Here is a 19,774-nt window from a genome sequence, read left to right on the forward strand (position 1 = left end):
TTTACTGAGTTCTTAGGCTCGGGGACGGATTATCCGGGCATCGACCCTGCGGCTCAATCCGACACATGTAGGGTTTTTCTGGATTTGATGTAACCGGATGATGCATTGCTGACTGGCCGCAGATCCGCTTTGTGTCCGAAGGGAGTGCGACATTCCATGGTTGACCGCAAACACAGTCCGGCCGTTTGCTGACGTGTTTGTCCTGATTCTTCATCAGGGCGAATGCGACACGGGCGAGCTTACGAGCCAGGATGACCAGTGCTCGATCGCTCTCGCGCTCCGCGTGGTAGCACCTCGCCAGACGCTCTGCGTCGCCTGTTGGGTGACGCAGAGCGTCACGGGCTGCATGCCCACGCGGAGCGTGGGCACGATCCCAAAAGTGCAATCCGGTCCTGCTGCAACGTCAGGTTGGTCCCGATGAGTAAGCATGGTGCGCGCATGACGCACAGGGACCTGTGGATTACGCATTTGAGCCATCCTTCACGTTCCTGCCAAACGCACCTTGCTGTAAGGTTGCGGTCAGAAGCACTGAATTCCGTGATTGAAAGGACTAGGCCATGCTGGATTGGAAGAAGCGCTCGGGCACTGCGGGCGGGGGTGAGCGTGTTGACGAGAAGCCACTGGGCAAGGCCCCGCGTGGCTATTGGGGCGGCCTGTTTTTCAGCCGTGCGGTGGCTGCGGTGGTCGGTCTCTATCTGATCGTCACCGTAGTGCTTGGCGTCTGGTGGAGCAGTGAGCCTCCCCTGTTTCCGGTTCAGCAGCAGGCCCAGGCCGCCGCCGAGCGCGAAGGCAAGCAGATGGTGATCGGTTACACCACCGTCGAAACCCTCAAGACCGTCGCATCGACCCTGCTCGACAAGCCCGGCGGCTATATTTCCAATGACCGTTTCCCGCCTGGCCTGTGGCTGGATAACACGCCAAGCTGGGAGTACGGCGTGCTGGTCCAGGTCCGCGACTTGAGCCGCGCCTTGCGCAAGGATTTCGCCCGTTCGCAATCGCAGTCGGCCGAAGACGGCGATCTGGCACGCGCCGAGCCGTTGTTCAATTTTGATAACAAGAGCTGGATCCTGCCCTCCAGCGAATCCCAGTACCGAGATGGCATCGCTGCCCTGAGCCGTTATCAGGCACGCTTGTCCGACCCGAACCAGAAAGGCGCGCTGTTCTACACCCGCGCCGACAACCTGAACAACTGGCTGGGTGATGTCGGGACCCGTCTGGGCTCGTTGTCGCAACGCCTGTCGGCCAGCGTCGGTCGGGTCAAACTCAACAGCACGCTGAAAACCGAAGCGCAGTCCACCGTGACCGTGAAGCCGGGTGAAGTGCCGCAGGTTGACGAAGAGATCGTTGAAACCCCGTGGATGCAGATCGACAACGTGTTCTATGAGGCCCGCGGTCAGGCCTGGGCACTGTCGCATCTGCTGCGTGCCATCGAGGTCGACTTCGCCGACGTGCTGGCCAAGAAGAACGCCACGGTGAGCGTACGTCAGATCATCCGTGAGCTTGAGGCCTCGCAGGAACCGATGTGGAGTCCGGTGATTCTCAATGGCAGCCCGTTCGGCGTGTTCGCCAACCACTCGTTGGTCATGGCCAACTACCTGTCGCGTGCCAATGCGGCCGTCATTGATCTTCGCCAATTGCTGTCTCAGGGCTGATCGGTGTCCGTTTCTGAACACGAAGCCGCCCACCGTGCGGCTTCCGACGCCGAACTGATTGCCTGGGTCGATCGTCAGGACCAACTGCTCGGCTCCTTGCCGCGTGCGCAACTGCGTGAGCGCGGTCTGATCGGTCGTGGCACCTATATCCTGTTGTTCAACTCGGCCGGGGAGCTGTGCGTGCATCGGCGCACCTTGAGCAAGGCAATCTATCCTGGCTACTGGGACGTTGCCGCCGGTGGCATGGTGCAGGCTGATGAAAGCTACGTGGAGTCGGCCGCGCGCGAGCTTGAAGAAGAACTTGGCGTGGCGGGTGTCGAGCTCACCGCGCACGAGCAGTTTTTCTTCGATCAGCCAGACAACAGGCTGTGGTGCGCGGTATTTTCCGCGGTCTGGGACGGGCCATTGAAACTGCAGCCTGAAGAGGTGCTCGAGGCACGCTTCATCGCCATCGACCAAGTGCTCCGTGAAACCGGCGAAAAGCCTTATTGCCCGGACTCTCTGGCAGCGTTGAAGCGCTATTTGGGCGGCGTCGCAAATGTCCCGTAAATTGGCGCATATTTGCACTTAGCATCTGCGCTTTTTGCCGTTACACTGCGCGACCTTTTCAAGCTGGACCGCCATCGCGGCCCAGTAGCGCTGCCCCTGCCTGAGTGGGGCTTCGCGGTCGGCTCCGCAGACGGATTAAGACGTTTTTTAACCCTGCTGCCCGATCAGACTTCGCTCCTCAAGAGAGGATTGCCGGTGGCCAAGAAAGCCGCATCCTTCGCCGCCCTGGGTGGCCTGGTATTTTCGACCGATGCTGGACGGCACTGTCCCGACTGCCGTCAGCCGGTCGATGCCTGTACCTGCAAGACATCCGTTATCCCCGAAGGTGATGGCATCGCCCGCGTGCGCCGTGAAAGCAAAGGTCGTGGCGGCAAGACCGTGACCACCGTGACCGGCGTTCCCTTGCCTGAAGATGCGCTCAAGGAACTGGCGACTACGCTCAAACGTCGCTGCGGGACCGGTGGTGCGCTCAAGGATGGGGTGATCGAGATTCAGGGCGATCACGTCCAGACACTGCTGGCAGAACTGCTCAAACAGGGCTTCAAGGCGAAAAAGTCGGGCGGTTGAGCCGTCCTCTTCAGCGCGCCGCGGGGCCGGCGGTCGGTCGGGTACTGGTCATCAGAGCAAACTCTGGTGGGTCTATCGGGTCTATTGCCCCATAACGAGCCGGCGCCAAACCGTCATTTCCACTCTATACACTGCGCCCAGCCGGTCAGGCCGGGGCTTTCTGACTTTTATACAGGGGACTTCGATGTCCGTACGACGCACACGCAAAGACGATGGCAGCCAATGGACCGTGGCGGACAGCCGCAGTGTCTATGGGATTCGCCATTGGGGGGCTGGTTATTTTGCAATCAACGAAGCCGGCCGTGTTGAAGTTCGCCCCAATGGGCCGAGCAGTTCGCCCATCGACCTCTACGAGCAGGTAGAACAACTGCGCAAGAGCGGTTTGTCCCTGCCATTGCTGGTGCGTTTCCCCGATATCCTGCAGGACCGGGTGCGTCAGTTGACCGGTGCGTTCGACGAAAACATCGCGCGTCTGGAATACCAGAGCAAATACACCGCGTTGTACCCGATCAAGGTCAACCAGCAGGAAGCGGTGGTGGAGAACATCATCGCCACGCAAAACGTTTCGATCGGCCTGGAAGCGGGCTCCAAGCCGGAGCTGATGGCCGTGCTGGCGCTGGCGCCCAAGGGCGGCACTATCGTCTGCAACGGCTACAAGGACCGTGAGTTCATTCGTCTGGCGCTGATGGGGCAGAAACTGGGCCACAACGTTTTCATCGTCATCGAGAAAGAGTCCGAAGTTGCCCTGGTGATCGAAGAAGCGGCCGAGCTCAAGGTCGCCCCACAGGTTGGCCTGCGCGTGCGTCTGTCCTCGCTGGCCTCCAGCAAGTGGGCCGATACCGGTGGCGAGAAGTCCAAATTCGGTCTGTCCGCTGCGCAGCTGCTGTCGGTGGTCGAGCGTTTCACCCAGGCAGGGCTCGATCAGGGCATTCGCCTGCTGCACTTTCACATGGGTTCGCAGATCGCCAACCTGGCCGACTACCAGCACGGGTTCAAGGAAGCCATTCGCTACTACGGCGAACTGCGCAACCTCGGTCTGCCGGTCGATCATATCGACGTCGGTGGTGGCCTGGGCGTCGATTACGACGGCACCCATTCTCGCAATGCAAGCTCGATCAACTACGACATGGATGACTATGCCGGCGTGGTCGTGGGCATGCTCAAGGAGTTCTGCGACGCGCAGAACCTGCCGCATCCGCACATCTTTTCCGAAAGCGGCCGTTCGCTGACCGCGCACCATGCGATGCTGGTCATCCAGGTCACCGACGTCGAGCGTCACAATGACGAAGTGCCGGTCATCGAAGACAAGGAAAGCCTCCCGGAAACCCTGCAGTGGCTGGTCGACCTGCTAGGCCCGACCGACATCGAGATGGTCACCGAGACTTACTGGCGCGCCACGCACTACATGAGCGACATCGCCACGCAGTACTCGGACGGCAAAATCACCCTGGCGCAAAAGGCCCTGGGCGAACAGTGCTACTTCGCGGTCTGCCGTCGCCTGCATAACTCGCTCAAGGCGCGTCAGCGTTCGCACCGTCAGGTGCTGGACGAACTCAACGACAAACTGGCCGACAAGTACATCTGCAACTTCTCGGTGTTCCAGAGCCTGCCGGATACCTGGGCCATCGATCAGGTGCTGCCGATCATTCCGTTGCATCGTCTGGACGAAGAGCCGATGCGTCGCGCCGTGTTGCAGGACCTGACCTGCGACTCCGACGGCAAGATCAACCAGTACGTCGACGAGCAGAGCATCGAGACCAGCCTGCCGGTTCACGCGCTGAACGAAGGCGAGGATTATCTGCTGGGCGTGTTTTTGGTCGGTGCCTACCAGGAAATTCTCGGCGACATGCACAACCTGTTCGGCGATACCGACTCGGTGAATATCTACCAGAACCAGGACGGCAGCGCCTACTCGGCCGGGATCGAAACCCACGACACCATCGAGGACATGCTGCGCTACGTGCACCTGTCGCCGGAAGAGCTGATGACCCATTACCGCGACAAGGTAGCCAGCGCCAGGATCACCCCGCGCGAGCGTACCCAGTATCTGGATGCACTGCGCCTGGGCCTGACGCGGTCTTCGTATCTGTCGTCATAAGGGATACGCCGATCCGTCAGACATGACGCAAAACCTGTAGCAGCCGGCTTGCTGGCGGATACGTCGGGTCAGACACATGGATGTCGACTGTCCCGGCACATTCGCCAGCAAGCCGGCTCCCACGGCCTTCGGCCGGAATCAAGAGCAGGCGGCGCAACAGGGGTCGATTGCTTCTGCGCGCGGCCGTCAGATGTTCACCCGCTTCTGCCCGGAGGGCGTGGGAGTTGGCTTGCCGACGATCTGGCGCGAAGCGCCAGCAAACCCTGTGAATGCTATGCACCTGACCCACCGCGCCGTCTGACTCTACTGCCGGTGCCCGGCAGATCGCTGGCAAGGTGGAGCGCCACCCCGGCGGCTCCCACGGCCTGCGGCCAGAATCAAAAGCAGGCGGCGCAATAGTCCAAAGCTGCTTGAGGAGCTTGTTTGAAACCATAGAATCTCCCACAGTGTGGTGGGCCAGCCTTGCTCCAGGCGTTTATCCACTGCTCTCCTACACATCCCTCCCAGGCTTCCGTCCACGGCTGTAGGTCATTTCCTGATCTGCATTGACCCCCTCTACTTCGCCTACCTTCTGCGCCAGAATCTCCGGCCGTTCGATACTGACTGCCGAGGTTACCCGCGCCATGCACCCGCTCGCCAACGCCGCACATCTGCGCTTGGATATCAGCCGCCCCAGAGGCTCTTTCGAGGTGTTGAGCTGCAAAGGTGACGAGCCCGTCAATCAGCCGTATTGCTTCGAACTGGAGATCGTCAGCGCGGATGGCGGGCTCGATGCCCATGAACTGTTGTTCGGTACTGCCTGGCTGCATGCGAACGGCGCGGCCCAAGGCATTCACGGGCAAATCCAGAGCATCGTGCGCAGTACCACCGAGGCTGTTTCCCAGCGGTTGCCGCAAGCCGCGCCCGCGCGCTACCTCATCACCCTGGGGCCGCGTCTGGGGTTGATGGCCTATCGGCAAAACCGGCGAGTGTTCCAGGACATCGATGCCCGGCAGATCATCGTCCAGTTGCTGAGCGAGCACGGTATGGACGACGCCGCTTACCTCTGGCAGCGTCAGAAACCCTGTGTGGAACGCGATTACTGCGCCCAGTATGGCGAGACCGATCTGCAGCTGCTGCAGCGCTTGTGCGAGGAAGAAAACATCCATTATTACTTCCTGCATGCGCGCAGTCGGCACGTCGTGGTGTTCACCGACAGACCGCAGGCATCGGCCATGGAGTTGGCGCCCGGTGAAACCACTGAGCATGGGGACGATGCCTTGGGTAAAACAGGCTCGCCGGCCAGGCGCCTGAGCCTGCAGCGCGGTTGCCTGGTCGGCGGGCTGTTCGAAACCCTCAGGCTCGACGCCAAGGGGCGACTCAAGGTGCGTTTCGACTGGGGCAATCAGGGGGACGGTGCGCGCTTCAACGACTGCTGGATACCGGTTGATCCAACGCTGCTGCAGGGTGACGAGCTGTGGTGGGGTGGCATGGAAGTGGTGGTGAGCTTTCGCGATGGCAATCCCAATGCCCCTTACATCATTGATCGCCTGGCGGACCCGGACATCAACCCGCAAGCCGAAAGCGTGGTCACCCCGCGCAAGGTGCTGACCACTCGTATCGACACCGCCCTGTTTCTGGATCAGTCGCAACAATTTGTGGTTGATGATCAGTTCGTCGTGCGCCTGACGCGAAACAACGACCTGCATTTCAGGGTGGGGGACAGTCGGGTGACGATCGACTCGCGGAGCATCTCGTTGAGCGGTTTGAAGATCATGCTGACCTCCATTGCCCAGGCCGATGGCAGGGACGCAGGGCGACGCCCCGGTAATGCTGACCCTAACTATTGATCGGGTGCGCAGTCGTAAGGCTAAGCGGCCATGACTGTTCTGACCGTAAACAGGCAGGGTGAACGATGATCAAGGCATTTTTTGTAGGCGCGTTGCTGAGCCTGTTGATGGGTTGTTCACCGCTCAAGGTGCTCAACGCCTTCACGCCGGGTGGCACTTTCAACAGGGTGTCGGACCTGCGCTACGGCAGCGATCCGCGCAACGAACTGGACGTCTACACCCCCGTCGATGGCGGCAAAAATGCCCCGGTTGTGGTGTTCTTTTATGGTGGCAGCTGGAATACCGGCTCGCGCACTGACTACAGCTTTGTCGGTGAAGCGCTGGCCTCTCGGGGCATCGTCGCCGTGCTGGCGGACTATCGGCTTTATCCGCAGGTGCATTACCAGGGCTTTCTGCAAGACAGCGCGCAAGCGGTGGGCTGGACCCGCGAGCACATTCGTCAGTATGGCGGCGATCCAGACAAGCTTTACGTGATGGGTCACAGCGCTGGCGGGTACAACGCGGCAATGCTGGCGCTGGACCCCAAGTGGCTGGCGGTCGTGGGCATGAAACCATCGATGCTCAAGGGTTGGATCGGTCTGGCCGGGCCTTATGATTTCCTGCCCATTGAAAACCCGGACGTCAAACCGGTGTTTTTCTTCCCTGATTCACCTCCTGATTCCCAGCCAATCAACCACGTCAGTGCTGCATCTCCGCCGGCTTTGCTGATCGCGGCGAAGGACGACTCGCTGGTCAACCCGGCGCGCAACACCGGCGGCATGGCCAAACGTCTGAGAGAGCAAGGCGTGTCGGTACGAGAGCTGTATTTCGCCAGACCCGGCCACGCAACCCTGGTGGCTGCGTTCTCCAGGCCCATGCGCAGCCTGGCGCCGGTGCTGGATGAGGTCGCCAACTTCATCCATGCGCAGGATCAGGTGCACGTCGCGGCTGCCAGTGGCGGATAAGTCGCTCCGGTCCGCAGGGCGTGGGAGCCTGGCTTGCTAGCAATTTGCCTGGCACCGCCAACAAATCCGGTTTGCCTCGTCTGTCTGACACGGCCGAGGTGGCTGGTTTGCTGGCGCTGCGCGCCAGATCGCGGGACAAGCCACGCTCCCACGCCCTTCGGGCAGAATCAACAGCAGTCGCCGGTCTCCATACTGCTTCGGCCCGCAGGGCGCCCTTCGGGCAGAATCAAAGCGGCTACTTTTCCTTCGTGAGTCCATCGGGGTCCTGCTGAAACCATCCACCACTGCGATTCAGCCGCCGGGCGATAAACCCCAGTGTCACCGCCCGCAGTGCCATGAACAGCAGGAACACCAGCCACAGGCCATGGTTGCCGAAGGAGCTGGCCAACCAGGCGAAGGGCAGCGTGATGATGGCAGTCAGGAGCATCGCGTTGCGCATTTCACGTCCGCGTGTCGCGCCGATGAACAAGCCGTCGAGCAGGTAGCTCCAGACCGCCACCAGCGGCAATAGCGCCAGGTACGGCAGGTAGATGAAGGCAATCTGGCGAACCGGCTCGATGTCGGTCTGCATCTGCACAAACAGGTGCCCGGCGAACAGAAACAGCACCGCAAACGCCACGCCGCAGATCAGTGACCAGCCACCGGCAACATTCAGCGAGCGCCGCAGCGCCTCTCGGTCGCGTGCGCCGATGGCGTGTCCGCACAGCGCCTCCACCGCATGGGCCAGCCCGTCCAGTGCATGGGCGGTGAGCAGCAAACCGTTGAGCAGCAAAGCGTTGGCCGCCACCGTGGCGTCGCCCAGGCGCGCGCCTTGCACCGTGATCAGAAAGAACGCCGACTGCAGCACCAGACTGCGAATGAAAATATCGCGATTGACCGCCAGCAAGGGTCGCCAGTTGGCCCAGCGCCTGAGGGTGGCCAATAGCAGGTGCCCAGGGTAATCGCGCAGCCCTTTGTGGGTCAGGGCCAGCCCGAGCAACGCGCCGGTCCATTCAGCGACCACCGAGGCCCTTGCGCTGCCGACCACGCCCCAGTCCAGGCCCATGACGAACCACAGGTTCAGGGCGATGTTGAGCAGGTTGGTGGTCAGCAGAATCGCCAGGGGCGCCCGTGCGTTTTGCAGGCCCAGGAACCAGCCGACCAACGCATAGCTGGCCAAGGCTGCCGGCAGCCCGAACAGTCGGGTATGGAAGAAGTCGCGCGTCAGGTCACTGAGGTCCGGCGAGGGTTGCATCATCTGCAGGGCCAGATGCTGGAAGGGCAAGCCGATCAAACCCAGCAATACAGCAAAACCCATCGCCAGCAGCAAACCTTGCAGCAACACCTGACGCAACGCGGCGCCATCGTTGCGGCCCGCCGCCTGCGCCGCGAACCCCGTGGTACCCATGCGCAGGAAGCTCATCGCCCAGGCCAGAAAACTGTACAGCGTCCCACCTACGGCCACCGCGCCCAGCTGATGCGCGTGGGGCAGGTGACCGATCACCGTGCTGTCCACCAATGAAACCAGCGGTACCGAGATGTTCGACAAAATCATCGGCGCGGCCAGCGCCCACACCTGTCGATGAGTCGCGCGCTGGCGCCAGTCGGTAAGAAAGTTGGACATGAACGCTCGGCGGATGGAAGGCAAGGAGAGGGCGGCATTGTAGCGATATGGGCGGTTCAGTGCAGGTCGACTGTAGGAGTGAGCTTGCTCGCGATTATGGTGTGTCAGCCAACGCCAACGCCAACGCCAACGCCAACGCCAACGCCACAGACGCAGGCCTGACCCATCGCGAGCAAGCTCACTCCTACAGGTCTTGGGTACGGGTCGACTTGGGTAGGCCCCAACCCCTCTGCGAACAAACGCACAAACCCAGAGTCTATTGCGCCGCCGCGCTTTACGATCCCGATTGCGGTGCTATAACTGCTGCTCCTCATAACAACTGCCGCCAATTGAGTGCCTCATGCTTAACAAAGGATTGTTCCTGGCTTGCGCGCTGGTACTGCTCAGTGCCTGTGATTCCTCCACGTCCGACAAACCCGCTCCTGCCCCGGCACAGCCCTCCGCACCACAAGCTGCGGTCGTAGACGCGGCCAAACCCGGACCCGCCGTCGACCTTCCGGCGTTGAGCAAGCGCTACGCCGGGCGTGAACTGACCGTGGTCGATGTCTCGGAAGTCCAGCTCGACGGCGCCAGTACGCTGTCGCTGAGTTTTTCCGTGCCGTTGAACCCGGACCAGAAATTCGCCGAGAAGGTGCATCTGGTGGACAGCAAGGATGGCAAGGTCGATGGCGCATGGGAGCTGTCGGACAATCTCATGGAGCTGCGCCTGCGCCACCTGGAACCCAAGCGCAAGCTGGTGCTGACCATCGATCCGGGCCTGGTGGCCGTCAATAGCAACACCCTGGCGGCCGAGTACTCGGCGCGTCTGGAGACTTCCGATCTGCAAGCCACGGTCGGTTTCGCCAGCCGCGGCAGTCTGCTGCCGACTCGCCTGGCCGAAGGTCTGCCGGTGATCGCGTTGAACGTCGACAAGGTCGATGTCGAGTTTTTCCGCATCAAGCCCGACTCATTGCCGGCCTTCCTCAGCTCGTGGGAAGGCTCGTCCAGCCTGCAAAGTTATGAGTCCAAAGAGCTGCTGCCCATGGCCGATCTGGTCTATGGCGGGCGTTTCGACCTGAACCCTGCGCGCAACACCCGCGAAACCGTGCTGCTGCCCATCGCCGGGCTCAAGCAACTGCAGCAGCCAGGGGTGTATCTGGCGGTGATGCGCGCCTCGGGCACCTATAACTATTCGCAGCCGGCGACATTGTTCACCCTCAGCGACATCGGCTTGTCGGCGCACCGCTACGCCAATCGCCTGGATGTGTTCACCCAGGCGCTTGAGGGTGGCAAGGCGCTCAACGGCGTTGACGTTGAACTGTACGACGACAAGGGCCGGGTGGTCGGCCAGGGCAAGACCGACAACGCCGGTCACGCCGAACTGCCGCTGCCGGCCAAGGCCCAGGTGCTGCTGGCGCATCAGGGCGAACAGACCAGCCTGCTGCGTCTGAACAGCGCGGCACTGGACCTGGCGGAGTTCGACATCACCGGCCCGCAGGCGCATCCGCTGCAGTTCTTCATCTTCGGGCCGCGCGATCTGTATCGCCCGGGCGAACTCGTGCTGCTCAACGGTCTGCTGCGCGACAACGATGGCAAGAGTGTGAAACCTCAGCCGATCACCGTTGAAGTTCGCCGTCCGGATGAGCAGGTCAGTCGCAAGTTTGTGTGGGACGCCGACGCAACCGGGCTTTACCAATACCAGCTGCAACTGTCGGACGAAGCACCGACCGGTCGTTGGCAGCTGGTCTTCGACCTGGGCGACGGCAAGCCGCAGTTGTACGAGTTTCAGGTCGAGGACTTCCTCCCCGAGCGCATGGCGCTGGAGCTCAAAGGCAGCGAAACGCCGCTGGCCCCCGATGCGCCGTTCGACATCGGTATCACCGGTCGCTACCTCTATGGCGCCCCCGCTTCGGGCAATCGCCTGACCGGCCAGCTGTATGTGCGCCCGTTGCGTGAGGCGGTGCCGGCGTTGCCGGGTTATCAGTTTGGCTCGGTCACGGAAGAAGACCTCAAGCAGGATCTGGAAATCGAAGACAGCACCCTGGATGCCAATGGTCAGCTGGACCTGAGTATCGACAGCCAGTGGGCCAAGGCTCGTTCACCGCTGGAGTTGGTGCTGCAAGCCAGCCTGCAAGAGTCTGGGGGACGGCCGATCACCCGTCGTCTGACGCAACCGGTCTGGCCCGCTGAAAGCATGCCTGGCCTGCGCGGCCTGTTCGACGGCGAAGCCACTGACGGCGACGGCCCGGTGGAGTTTGAAGTACTGATGGCCGACGCCCAGGGTCACAAACTCGCCGCCGACAATCTCAAAGTGCGGCTGGTCCGTGAGCGTCGCGACTACTACTGGAATTACTCTGACAGCGATGGCTGGAGTTATCACTACAACGAGAAATTCCTCAACCTGTCCGAAGAAACCCTCAGCGTGAAAAAGGACTCCACCGCGAAGATCAGCTTTGCGGTGGAGTGGGGTCCGTATCGCGTCGAAGTGGAAGACCCGGCGACCGGTCTGATCAGTAGCGTGCGTTTCTGGGCCGGCTACCGCTGGCAGGATAACGCCGAAGGCGGCGCGGTGCGTCCCGACCAAGTCAAACTGGCGCTGGATAAACCGGCCTACAGCGATGGCGACACGGCCAGGGTCACCGTCACGCCGCCGTCTGCCGGCAAGGGTTATCTGCTGGTGGAGTCCAGCGAAGGCCCGTTGTGGTGGCAGGAGATCGATGTCCCGGCCGAGGGCAAGTCGTTCGACATCCCCATGGACAAGAAGTGGGCACGCCACGATCTGTACGTCAGCGCGCTGGTGATTCGTCCGGGCGAGCGCAAGGCCAATGTCACGCCCAAGCGTGCCGTGGGCGTGCTGCACCTGCCGCTGGACCGATCGCAACGCAAGCTGGCGCTGACCGTGACGGCGCCGGAGAAGATGCGACCCAAGCAGCCACTGACGCTCAAGGTCAACGCGAAGAATGCAGACGGCTCGATTCCCAAAGACGTGCATGTACTGGTCGCGGCCGTCGATGTCGGCATTCTGAACATCACCGAATACGCCACGCCTGACCCTTTCGCCAGCCTGTTCGGGCGCAAGGAATACGGCGCCGATCAGCTCGACATTTATGGTCAGTTGATCGAAGCGGGGCGCAACCGTCTGGCCAGCCTGGCGTTTGGCGGTGACGCAGCGCTGGCCAAGGGCGGCAAGCGTCCGGAAACCAGCGTTACCATCGTCGCCCTGCAAAGCGCGCCGGTGACGCTGAACGAGCAGGGCGATGCCCAAGTCAGTGTCGACATCCCGGATTTCAACGGCGAACTGCGGATCATGGCCCAGGCCTGGACCGATGAGCGCTACGGCATGGCCGAGGCCAAGACCGTGGTGGCTGCCCCGCTGATCGCCGAACTGTCTGCCCCGCGCTTTCTCGCCGGTGGTGACCAGACCAAGGTGGCACTGGACCTCTCGAACCTGTCGGGCAAGGCGCAGAAGCTCAGCGTGCAAGTCACTGCTGAAGGACAGTTGAGCCTGGCCGAAGCAGACGCCAGCAAGTCGATCACCCTCACTCAGGGTCAACGCACCACCTTGCAGATTCCGGTCAAGGCTCAGGGCGGTTTTGGCAAGGGGGTGATCAAGGTCACCGTCAACGGCCTGGACCTGCCGGGCGAGAGCCTGCCTGCGTTCAGTCGCGAGTGGACCATCGGCGTACGCCCGGCTTACCCGGCGATGCTCAGGCAATATCGCGCCGTGCTCAAGGATCAGCTGTGGAGCTTGCCCGAAGGCGCGCTGGATGCATTCGAACCGGCGGGCCGTGAGGCCTTGCTGTCGGTCTCGAGCCGACCGCCGCTGAACCTTGGCGAGCAGATTCGCGCGCTCAAGGCCTACCCCTACGGGTGTCTGGAGCAAACCACCAGCGGCCTGTATCCGTCGCTTTACGCCGATGCCGCCACCCTCAAGCGTCTGGGCCTGGAGGGCGAGTCCGATGCGCTGCGCAAGCGCAAGATCGAGCTGGGTATCGAGCGCTTGCTGGGCATGCAGCGCTACAACGGCAGTTTTGGCCTGTGGGGCGCTGATGGCGAGGAGGAATACTGGCTGACGGCGTATGTCACCGACTTCCTGCTGCGCGCTCGCGATCAGGGCTTTGCGGTGCCGCCGGATGCCTTGAAAAAGGCCAACGAGCGGCTGCTGCGTTATCTGCAGGAACGCAATCAGATCGAGGTCAACTACAGCGAAAACGCCGACCATACCCGCTTCGCCGTGCAGGCCTACGCGGGGCTTGTTTTGTCGCGCAGTCAGCAGGCGCCGTTGGGTGCGTTGCGCAGTCTGTTCGATCGTCGCACCGACGCACGCTCCGGATTGCCGCTGGTGCAACTGTCCATCGCGCTGGAAAAAATGGGCGACAAGCCGCGTGCCGATCAGGCGTTGCTGGCCGGGCTTGCAGCAGGTCGCAAGGCCAATGACTGGCTGGCGGACTATGGCAGCCCGTTGCGCGATCAGGCGTTGATCCTGTCGTTGCTCGAAGAAAACAAACTGGCGCAGGACAAGGTCGAGGAACGCCTGTTCGCGCTGTCCGATCAGGTGGCGGCCAGCCGTTATCTGTCGACTCAGGAGCGCAACTCGCTATTCCTCGCCGGACGCGATTTGCTCGGCAAGCCAGAGGGCAAGTGGGCGGCCACCTTGAACAGCGGCAGCAACAACCGCGAGCTGAGCAACGAGCAGCCTGGCGTGAAGCTGGACAGTTCGGTGCTTGCCTCTCCACTGACCGTGCAGAACACCGGCGGCGACACGCTGTATCAGCAGATGACCATTTCCGGTTACCCGTCGCAGCCGCCGGTGGCCGGTGGCGAAAACCTGAGCATCCGCCGTGAGTACCTGGGGATGGATGGTGAAGCGCTGAACCTCAATGCGTTGAAGAGCGGCGAACTGGTGCTGGTGCATCTGGAGCTGAAGGCCAAGGAGCGAGTGCCGGATGCGCTGGTGGTGGATTTGTTGCCAGCGGGTCTTGAGATCGAAAACCAGAACCTGGCGCAAAGCGCGGCCAGCCTGGAAGACGCCAGCGAGTCAGTGAAACAGTGGCGTGAGTCGATGGAGAACGCCGGGCTCAAGCATCAGGAGTTCCGCGGCGACCGTTATGTCGCGGCGGTGGACCTGCAGGGCTTCAACACCGTGCATCTGCTGTACCTGGCCCGCGCCGTGACACCGGGCATCTACCGCGTGCCGCCGCCGCAGGTTGAGTCGATGTACCGACCCAACTGGCAGGCCCTGGGCGAAGCGCCCGCGCAGTTGGTGGTCAAGGGCAAGAAATGAGGGGGGCGCCGCGATCACTGAACGGTCGCGGTTTTACCTGCTCTGATCGTTCCCACGCTCTGCGTGGTAACGCCGCGCTGGCCGTTGCGCGTCTGTTGTGGTGATGACGCGCAGCGTCAGGGAGATGCATTCCCACGCGCAGTGTGGGAACGATCGAGTATTCACACGCCTGCACTGTTGCAGCACGGCTTGCCGGCGGAAGCGATGTTGACGACGTCACCGCCAGCGAGCCGGACTGCTGCAGGGGTTGTGCAGTGGTTTAATGAATAATCCAGCTCAGCAGCCACAGGCCCAGAAACAGCCAGATGATCCCCATGATGATCGAGGCGCGCATGAAGGCGCGGATCGCCGAGAAGAGCAGCATCAGCCCGATGATCAGGGCGACGATGCTGATCAGTGAGGTGTCCATGCCCAGCGTGCGCGACAATCCGTCGACGAAATTGCCACCGGCATGAGTGAACATGTTGAACAACCAGCTTAAGCCGTCGACGATGAAGCGAATCACGGCCCCGATTACCTGGCCGAGCCATTCGAAAACGCTTTCTACCTGCATATCTGCTTCCTGATGAAGAGCATGGAACACAAAAGGGACTGTTCGCTTTGGCTGCTGGATCGCCTGGCGAGTTCCGTGAAGCATAAAGGCAGTTTGGCATGAAGCGCGTATTAGTTGTGGGACTGAGCAAAACCCTGTGGGAGCGAGCGGGCTCGCGAGTCGGTGGCTCAGTGACGGTGGACGCGGCTGACAGGACGTCTTCGCCAGCAACCTCACTGCTACAGGATCGTGGTCAACCCCCGAGTCCTTGGAAGAGATCCGGGCGGGTGCTTCGATGGATCGCACTGAGCGTGGTGTTGCTGTGTGCATTGCTGTGGCTTGCCGACCGGGTCTGGCCGCTGCCACTGCCCAGGGATGATCTGGCCCGCGTGGTGCTGGCAGAAGACGGTACGCCGCTGTGGCGCTTCGCCGATGCCAATGGTGTGTGGCGCTACCCGGTGTCGGTGGATCAGGTTTCGCCGTACTACCTGCAGGCACTGCTGACGTACGAAGATCGCTGGTTCTATCAGCATCCCGGGGTGAACCCGATGGCGCTGGTGCGGGCTACCTGGCAAAACCTCAGCGGCGGGCATGTGGTGTCCGGTGGCAGCACGCTGTCGATGCAGGTGGCGCGCCTGCTCGATCCTCATTCACGCACGTTACCGGGCAAACTGCGCCAGCTCTGGCGGACCGCGCAGCTGGAATGGCATCTGTCCAAGCAGCAGATTCTCGCCCTGTACCTCAACCGCGCGCCGTTCGGTGGCACCCTGCAGGGCGTCGCGGCGGCCAGTTGGGCGTACCTGGGCAAATCCCCGCAGCAGCTGACCCGCGCCGACGCCGCATTGCTGGCGGTACTGCCGCAGGCACCGAGCCGTCTGCGCCCGGATCGCCATCCGCAGCGCGCCCAAGCGGCACGGGACAAAGTGCTCCGGCGCCTGGCCGAGTTCGGCGTCTGGCCGCAACAAGCGGTGGTCGAGGCGCTGGAAGAGCCTCTGCTGCTGGCACCCCGTCAGGAACCGAGCCTGGCGCCGCTGCTGGCGCGTCGATTGAATCGCCCCGACAGCCCGCCGCTGATTCGCACCACGGTCGATGCCGGGTTGCAGCGTCGGCTCGAAGACCTGCTGCTGGGTTGGCGAGCGCGCCTGCCCGAGCGTACTTCGGCAGCGATTCTGGTGGTCGAGGCGCAGAACATGGCCGTGCGGGCTTACGTCGGATCTGTGGATATCGGCGATGTCAGGCGTTTCGGTCATGTGGACATGGTCAGTGCGCTGCGCTCACCGGGCTCGACGCTCAAGCCCTTTCTCTATGGCAAGGCGATGGACGCCGGCCTGATCCACTCCGAATCGCTGATGCAGGACGTGCCGCGACGTTATGGCGATTACCGCCCGGGCAATTTTTCGTCCGGCTTCAACGGTGCGGTGGCGGCCAGCTCTGCACTGTCGATGTCGCTCAACCTGCCTGCCGTGCAACTGCTTGAAGCCTACGGGCCGAAACGCTTCGCGGCCGAGCTGCGCAACGGCGGGGTGCCGCTGACACTGCCTCCGCTGGCCGAGCCAAACCTGGCATTGATTCTGGGTGGCGCGGGCAGCCGGCTGGAGGATCTGGTGGGCGGGTACAGTGCATTCGCACGCGGTGGCCGCAGCGCCGACATTCGCCTGCAGCCGGACGATCGTCTGCGCGACCGACCGATGATGTCGCCGGGGGCGGCGTGGATTATTCGGCGCATTTTAAGTGGTCAGTCGAGACCCGACCTGGACCCCCACGCCGAGCTGGTGCAGCGCCCGCAACTGGCCTGGAAGACCGGCACCAGCTATGGCTTCCGGGACGCCTGGTCAATCGGGGTCGGGCCAAGATTTCTGATTGGTGTATGGATCGGCAGGCCCGACGGTACGCCGGTGCCGGGGCAGTTCGGCCTGGCCTCGGCAGCGCCGCTGATGCTGCAAGTGCATGATCTGCTGGTCAACCGCGACGCGCAGCGCAATATCCTGCCGCCAGTGTTGCCGGTGCCGCTCAATGTGGGGGTCGCGGCGATCTGCTGGCCGCTGGGCCAACCGATGAGCAAAAGCGATCCCAATTGCCGCCGGCAGCGTTTTGCCTGGACCCTGGATGGCACCACGCCGCCGACCTTGCAGGCGACCGATCAACCCTTGGGCCTGGGTCTTGTGGAAAACGTCTGGGTCAATGACAAGGGCCTGCGGGTCGGCGCCGCTTGCCCCCAGGCCGAAGCCCGTGAAATAGCCCTGTGGCCTGCTCCCGTTGAGCCTTGGCTGCCCAGGGGCGAGCGTCGTGAGGCGCGCTTGCCGGCTATTGACCCCGCGTGCCCGCCACAGGGTCTGAGCCTGGCGACACCGTTGTCGATCGTCGGGGTGCGCGACGGCGACCAGCTGCGCCTGCCAGCGGGCAGCCAGCAACAGTTGCGCCTGAAGTTATCCGCCTTGGGAGGCAACGGACGGCGCTGGTGGTTCATCGACGGCGCGCCGGTCGGGGATACCGCCAATCAGGACAACTACAACCACACCTTCAGCCGCCTTGGCCGGTATCAATTGAGCGTGCTGGACGAAAGCGGACAGACCGCCCGGGTCGAGTTCAGTGTGGTGGATTAGCCACCCACCCAGATGCCAACAGCCACCACGGTTCGTATGAGTGCCAGTCAATTACGACTATATAACTTTCGTTAGTGCACGCTTTTGGCACCGATTACATCCATCAAAGTCATTGATTGATAACGCTATTAATTCGTACAGGGTCGAACGCTGACCGCGTTTATATAAGTGGTTAATACCAAGTCATGAATTGCTCAAAACCTTCCAGAAGCTTGATATGGCGCCATGGACAAGCGCTTTACGGGTCATGCCGGCAAGCCATTAAAACAATCGTGTTCTGGAAGGATTCTCCCCATGAAAACCCAGATGTTTCTCACAACATCGGCATTGGCGCTTGTGCTGGCGGTCAGCCTTGGCGGTTGCAGCAGCGGCGGTGGCGGTTCGAAGAGTCATGTGAATGGCTCATCAACGGCGGGTACATCGGGAGGATCTGCCAGCGGCGCAAGTCCCGACGGCAGCGGTACTGGCAGCACCGGTAGCACCGGTAGCACCGGTAGCACCGGTAGCACCGGCGGAACAGGCGGCACGGGTGATACCGGAACAGGTAATACGGGAGGTACCGGTGGTACGGGCGGTACGGGCGGTACCGGTGGAGGGGTCGTCGACGGTGGCACAGGAGGTACTGGAGGCACTGGAGGTACCGGCGGCGGTACCGGTGGCACAGGCGGCGGGACGGGTGGCGGTGGAACCGGTGGCGGTGTCACGACGCCGGTCATACGTACCACCACCGCCCAGACCAGCATCGATCTGGGCCAGATGCTCGGTCAGGTCGGCGATGCCGTTGTGGGTGTCGGCGATGCGGTGTCTTCGGTTCCGCTTGCCGGCAGCACTGACCTGACGTCGGGTGCAGGTGGCCTTGTTTCCTCGCTGGGGCTTGCCACCAACAGCGTCAGCAGTGGCCTGGTCGATGGCCTGGGTACGCTGGGTACAGACAGCAACTCGCTGGGCATGACCCTGGCCAGCGCCGGCGAGGCCACCGGCGACCTGGGCACCGGCGTTTCATCCCTGGGCACCGGGGTGGCGAAATTCGCCCGGTCATCGGCCATCGAGCAAGTGCCGTTGGTGGGCACCGTGGTCGGCGGCGCGGGAGATCTGGTCGACGGTGTAGGGCAGAAAGTCACCATGCTCGGCGACACCTTGAGCGCCGCCACCACCAGCGGGCCTTTGGGCTCGGCCACTCAGGCGCTGGGCGACAAACTGGTGCCGGTGGTGGCGATGCTCGAATCCACCACCACCAAGGTAGGCAATGCGACAGGGCTGGGGCAGCCGGTGAACGGCGTGCTGCAGAACGTCAAAGGCACGCTGAACAATCTGGGCAATAGCCTCAAAGGTGATGCACAGAATAATCCGGTCACCGCAGGGCTGGGTGGCTCCCTTGGTGGTCTGGGTAATGTTGCCGGCACCGCCGCAGGTTATCTGCAAGCCAATGCCGGAACCGGTGGCGGCGCCAGTCTTCCGGGGCTGCCTGGCTTGCCGAGTGTGCCGGGCCTCAATGGCGGCTTGCTCGAAAACGTCGGCGGCGTCGTCGCGGCCGCAGGCTCGGGGCTGACTTCAGGTTCAGGTGGCAACCTGCTCGGTTCGGTCGGGGTCAACGGTACTGCTGGCGGGGTGACCGTTGCCGCACTGGGGCCGATCCTGGGTGGCAACGGCGTGGCCAACACCGCCATCGGCGCGCCGGTGGCAGCCCTGACCAATAACGTTGCCGCCGCCGTCGCACCGGTGGTCAACAACGTCGCCAGCGTGACCCAGAACATTGGTGTCACCACCGGTCTGGGCGCCCCCATCAACGGCTTGCTCGCCCAGACCGGCGGCGCGGTCAGCGGCCTGGGTAATCAGATCGCGGCGAGCAATGCCAATCCGGTCACGACGGCTGTGGGCGGCACGGTTGCATCGCTGGGCAATACCGTGGCGCAGGTCGGCGGTCTGGTGAATGGCACAGGTAATGGCAGCGCGGCGGGCGGTGGCGTCGGCGGGTTGCTCAACGGGGTTACAAGCGTGCTCGGTGGTGGTCTGGTGAACCGCAAGTAAGAAGTGCTGGGCTGTGTGAGAGCTATCGCGAGTCGGTTGTCCGTGATGAGGTGCTCTTTCTCCAGCTTGCTGCGGTAGCGACTTTTCAGACAACGCCTACGCTTGT

General features: G+C 62.5%; 11 protein-coding genes. 9 read left to right on the forward strand and 2 right to left on the reverse strand.

From position 1 onward, the window contains the following. Positions 1 to 557: 557 nt before the first annotated feature. From ACI2KS_RS16865 to ACI2KS_RS16890, 6 genes are all read left to right on the forward strand, one after another. Entirely contained in the window at positions 558 to 1,652 is a 1,095-nt protein-coding gene (locus tag ACI2KS_RS16865; protein WP_404622120.1) for a DUF2333 family protein, read from the forward strand. Between the two features lie 3 nt (positions 1,653 to 1,655). Further along, positions 1,656 to 2,201: an NUDIX hydrolase gene (locus ACI2KS_RS16870; RefSeq protein WP_404622121.1), complete on the forward strand. Its 546-nt coding sequence runs from the start codon at positions 1,656 to 1,658 to the stop codon at positions 2,199 to 2,201. A 195-nt stretch (positions 2,202 to 2,396) separates the two neighbouring features. Continuing rightward, positions 2,397 to 2,768 (forward strand): translation initiation factor Sui1, encoded by a 372-nt coding sequence (locus ACI2KS_RS16875; RefSeq protein ID WP_404622122.1) that lies wholly within the window; start codon positions 2,397 to 2,399, stop codon positions 2,766 to 2,768. 184 nt (positions 2,769 to 2,952) lie between these two features. Beyond that, positions 2,953 to 4,866, forward strand: a complete 1,914-nt coding sequence (gene speA, locus ACI2KS_RS16880; protein WP_404622123.1) for an arginine decarboxylase — start codon at positions 2,953 to 2,955, stop codon at positions 4,864 to 4,866. Between the two features lie 623 nt (positions 4,867 to 5,489). Next, the gene (locus ACI2KS_RS16885) at positions 5,490 to 6,695 is read left to right on the forward strand and encodes a contractile injection system protein, VgrG/Pvc8 family (protein ID WP_404622124.1); all 1,206 of its coding nucleotides are present in this window, start codon (positions 5,490 to 5,492) and stop codon (positions 6,693 to 6,695) included. A 65-nt stretch (positions 6,696 to 6,760) separates the two neighbouring features. Then, positions 6,761 to 7,639 carry an alpha/beta hydrolase gene (locus ACI2KS_RS16890; RefSeq protein ID WP_404622125.1) on the forward strand — a complete coding sequence of 293 codons (879 nt, stop codon included), beginning with the start codon at positions 6,761 to 6,763 and terminating at the stop codon, positions 7,637 to 7,639. A gap of 235 nt (positions 7,640 to 7,874) precedes the next feature. On the opposite strand, the gene ACI2KS_RS16895 is transcribed toward ACI2KS_RS16890, so the two are convergent. Further along, on the reverse strand, positions 7,875 to 9,242 hold the full coding sequence (locus tag ACI2KS_RS16895; RefSeq protein WP_404622126.1) for an MATE family efflux transporter: 1,368 nt from the start codon (positions 9,240 to 9,242) through the stop codon (positions 7,875 to 7,877). Positions 9,243 to 9,582: 340 nt separating this feature from the next. On the opposite strand from ACI2KS_RS16895, the gene ACI2KS_RS16900 reads away from it, so the two are divergent. Continuing rightward, complete coding sequence (locus ACI2KS_RS16900; protein WP_404622127.1) at positions 9,583 to 14,505, forward strand: alpha-2-macroglobulin family protein; 4,923 nt, start codon at positions 9,583 to 9,585, stop codon at positions 14,503 to 14,505. A 259-nt stretch (positions 14,506 to 14,764) separates the two neighbouring features. Here the strand turns inward: ACI2KS_RS16900 and ACI2KS_RS16905 are convergent, their stop codons facing one another. Continuing rightward, positions 14,765 to 15,058, reverse strand: a complete 294-nt coding sequence (locus ACI2KS_RS16905) for a hypothetical protein (protein ID WP_404622128.1) — start codon at positions 15,056 to 15,058, stop codon at positions 14,765 to 14,767. A 266-nt stretch (positions 15,059 to 15,324) separates the two neighbouring features. Here ACI2KS_RS16905 and pbpC point away from each other — a divergent pair, with 266 nt between their 5' ends. Continuing rightward, positions 15,325 to 17,640, forward strand: coding sequence for a peptidoglycan glycosyltransferase PbpC (gene pbpC / locus ACI2KS_RS16910; RefSeq protein ID WP_404622129.1), 2,316 nt, complete (start codon positions 15,325 to 15,327; stop codon positions 17,638 to 17,640). A 294-nt stretch (positions 17,641 to 17,934) separates the two neighbouring features. Then, on the forward strand, positions 17,935 to 19,668 hold the full coding sequence (locus ACI2KS_RS16915; RefSeq protein WP_404622130.1) for a collagen-like triple helix repeat-containing protein: 1,734 nt from the start codon (positions 17,935 to 17,937) through the stop codon (positions 19,666 to 19,668). Positions 19,669 to 19,774: the final 106 nt, after the last annotated feature.

The organism is Pseudomonas sp. NPDC087358 (genome assembly GCF_044900785.1).
In the GTDB taxonomy this organism is placed as follows: Bacteria; Pseudomonadota; Gammaproteobacteria; order Pseudomonadales; family Pseudomonadaceae; genus Aquipseudomonas.